At 67.5% G+C, this 3,306-nt stretch carries 3 protein-coding genes, 1 tRNA gene and 1 pseudogene; 2 read left to right on the forward strand and 3 right to left on the reverse strand.

The features are described from left to right. Both U9980_RS15215 and U9980_RS15220 read right to left on the reverse strand, forming a co-directional pair. Positions 1-76 (reverse strand) — tRNA-Glu (locus U9980_RS15215). Positions 77-217: 141 nt separating this feature from the next. Then, on the reverse strand, positions 218-940 hold the full coding sequence (locus U9980_RS15220; protein ID WP_322749579.1) for a hypothetical protein: 723 nt from the start codon (positions 938-940) through the stop codon (positions 218-220). A gap of 323 nt (positions 941-1,263) precedes the next feature. Here U9980_RS15220 and U9980_RS15225 point away from each other — a divergent pair, with 323 nt between their 5' ends. Together U9980_RS15225 and U9980_RS15230 are read left to right on the forward strand one after the other, a co-directional pair. Continuing rightward, positions 1,264-2,529 carry an acyl-CoA dehydrogenase gene (locus U9980_RS15225; protein WP_322768513.1) on the forward strand — a complete coding sequence of 422 codons (1,266 nt, stop codon included), beginning with the start codon at positions 1,264-1,266 and terminating at the stop codon, positions 2,527-2,529. A gap of 43 nt (positions 2,530-2,572) precedes the next feature. Further along, entirely contained in the window at positions 2,573-2,830 is a 258-nt protein-coding gene (locus tag U9980_RS15230; protein WP_322760094.1) for a DUF6158 family protein, read from the forward strand. A gap of 40 nt (positions 2,831-2,870) precedes the next feature. Here the strand turns inward: U9980_RS15230 and U9980_RS15235 are convergent. After that, positions 2,871-3,306 (reverse strand): annotated as a pseudogene (locus U9980_RS15235) (ABC transporter permease); the annotation flags it as partial.

Consider the following 3,306-nt stretch of genomic DNA (forward strand, 5'->3'; position numbering starts at 1 on the left):
TGGTGCCCCCAACGGGATTCGAACCCGTGCTACCGCCTTGAAAGGGCGATGTCCTAGGCCGCTAGACGATGGGGGCGGGCGACGACGACCAGGCTTGATCTACAACTTACCCAGAACGTCTACCGTTGGGACCACTGCAAGCATAGAGGTGACGGGCCGCTGGCGACAAACGGGTTCCAGATCGCTTGGGCACCTCCCTCACGTGGCCCGGCGGCCCTCAGGCGTCGGCCAGCGCCGGCAGCGGGTTCGCCCAGCGGTAGCGGGAGAGGAAGAAGGCCCGTACCCGACGTCCGCCGATGGCCAGGTTGTGTGCGATCGGGACCGGTCCGGTCGGGTACGCCACGTCGAACGACAGCGTCACGTCGTCGGCGTGCTCCACGGGTGTGTTCGGATCGTAGACCCGGAGCGTGACCGCGGTTCGTCGCTGTTCGTAGGCGTATGCCAGGAGCTGATGGCTGGACCCAAGCTGGAACGGATCGTAGGAGCGCAGCGTGATGACACCGAGCGGGGCCAGGACGCCGCGGTCGAGGTCGAGCCGAACCCGCGGCCACTCGTTCACGACCGTGATGCGCCCGGAACCGCGCAGCGTCAGCGAGGACCGGGTCGTGTCCGCATCCGGAGTGGCCATGAGCTGGTAGTAGCGCGCGACGCCACGCGGGATGTCGAAGCTGTCGAACAGCCGGCGGACGATGTAGCGGTACAGCGGTGAGTCCGGCGCAGGTGGTTCCTTCAACACCGGTGGAGTCAGCTTCGCCTCGAAAAGATCACGCGTCGTGTAGATCATGCCACCGCACAAACCGCGACTGGCGTCACCGATCGGTACCGGCCCGACACCTGGAAGATTAATCTTCAGCACGGGCTGCCTTGGAAAATCGTTGGTGAAGGGCAGCCCGTTACTGCTCGGGCGGAACCCCTCCACCGCGGCATGGGCGTCGACCATCACGGTCTCCCTTCCCACAGAAACGTGTTGCCCTGGAATGATGCCCCCCAGGCTCCCATCCGCACATCCGGGTGCGGTGGCCGGCAGATCAGATGGCAACTACCGGTGCCCATCATGACGTATAAATGCTGATATTGCAGCACATACTGCACCTCCTGTACCTACAGCATTTTCGGCAAGTCATGTTTGGCGGTTGCGGGATGGGAGAGCAACCAGGGCATGACCGTCCGACGCATGGGTGACACGCACGGGCAGCCATTGGCACCAACTGCCGCTGTCACCGCCGAACAGCCGCCCGCGCGCATGACCTGGGGTGAATTCTGATGATAACAAGCCTCCCGATTGCCGCGTCGCTGGACATTCCCCTGGCCATGCCTGTGGACGTTCCATGTGACGTTCCACTGGACGTCCCGGGGCGGCCAATCGGTACGGCCACCGGCCGGACGCCGATGGGAAGGCCGTACCCTCCCGCGAGGGTAGGTGGGGCATTCGCAGCGCTTATCGCGTCCGGACGGCTTGATCTTCCGCTGCCCGCGGCGGGTGCCACCGCTGCGCGTTGGCGTGCGCTCGCCGATCTCGCCGCCTTCGACGTCACGCTGGCTCGACTCGCACAGGCCCACACCAGCGCAGCGGCGATCCTGATTGATTCGGCTGGGCCGGCACCCGAACATGATCATCGATGGGGGTTGTGGGCGACGGAGGAGCCGATCGGTTCGCTGGTCGCCCGTCGAGGTCGTGGCGGCTGGACAATACATGGCGTCAGGTCATCCTGCCCGGGTGCGCGCGTGCTCACCCACGCGCTGGTCGCGGCCAGAGTCATCACGGACGGCGGCGAAGAGACGCGCGAAGGCACGATCGGGCTGTTCGCCGTCCGGCTCAATGAGCGCAACGTTGCCGTGGCAACAGCGGGATCAGACGGATCGGCGTCCCAGGCGATGACCGGCGCGGACACCGCGACCGTCCTGTTCGACGGGGCACCCGCCATCCCGGTGGGTGAGTCTGGTTGGTCGACCGAGTCGACCGGTTCGACCGGCGGGTCCGATCCGGACGCGGCATACCTCGACCAGCCGATCTTCTGGCATACCAGAGTGGATATCGCGGCATGTTGGTTCGGCGGCGCGACAGGTGTCGCCCGAACGCTGTTCGCCGCCGGCCACACCGATCACGAAGGAGAGGCGGGTCATCTCGCCGGCCGAACCGACCGAACCGACCGAACCGGCCGCACCGGCCGCACCGACCGGCGCCTCGACATCCACGCGCTGGAACACCTGGGTCGCGTGGATGCGGTCCTGATGGCGATGCGCTGCGTCCTGGAGACAGCAGCCCGCGACATGGACGCCGATCCCGATGATGTCGGTGGGTCCGCACGCAGGCGCGCGCTACGGGTGCGAGCGAACATCGAGGCAGGCGCGACCGAGGTCCTCGACCGGGTGGGGCGCGCGCTCGGCCCCGGCCCGTTGTGCGCCGATCGCGGGTACGCCCGGCGCGTCGCCGATCTCAGTGCGTATCTGCGTCAGAACCGGGTGGAACGCGACCTCACCGACCTCGCCGCCGTCGTCCTGGCGGATCTGGATCCGCTCTGGTGGTGACAGACAGGTGACCGGCCCCGCCGGAGTGGGTATGCCAGTCGGTATGAAGCACCGTCCCGAAGGCATCCCGGCGGCCCAACTGTCGGACGAGGATCTCGTCCGCGAGGTGGACCAGCTGCACGCGACCCGCCACGATGCATTCCTGCACGGCACCAGGGATGCGTTCGACACACACACCGCGCGGATGCTGAGCCTCGAGTACGAGTATCTGCGCCGGTTCGCGGCGATCATCGGACCGGACCCGCTGCGGACGCGCGCCGGTAGCCGCCAAGCCGCCGCAGCGGGCCGCGTCAGCTCGTGAGGGCCACCACCTCGGGACCGCGGTCAGCGCATGACAGCTGTCAGCTCGTGATGTCCCGGGTTCCGAAGACAATCCGGGCAAGGATGACCATCGCCGCGCCGTAGCAGCCCTCGAGGGCCAGCCCACGTCTGATGTTCACCCAGCTCACCGGATCGCGGAACAGGTCGATGAACCCCATCCAGTAGTGGGTCGGCAGGTACGGCTGGATGGCTGCGGCGGCCGGGAGCTGGTCGAGCACTCCCGCGGTGACCAGGACGCCGAGTGCGCCAAGCGTGGCCGCGAGCGGCGTCGAGGTGACCACCGACAGAAACAGTCCCACGCCGGCGATGCCGAGCATGGATGCGGCCACGAACAGCGCTGACAGCGCGATCCGGATGGCCGCCTCCGACAGGGACAGGGGCGGGCCGGCGCCGGACAGCGGCTTGATGGGCGCCAACCCGAACAACCCCCAGCCGACCGCGAAGGCGGTCGTGGTC

It is taken from the genome of Protofrankia sp. Cr1 (assembly GCF_963555865.1).
In the GTDB taxonomy this organism is placed as follows: domain Bacteria; phylum Actinomycetota; class Actinomycetes; order Frankiales; family Frankiaceae; genus Protofrankia.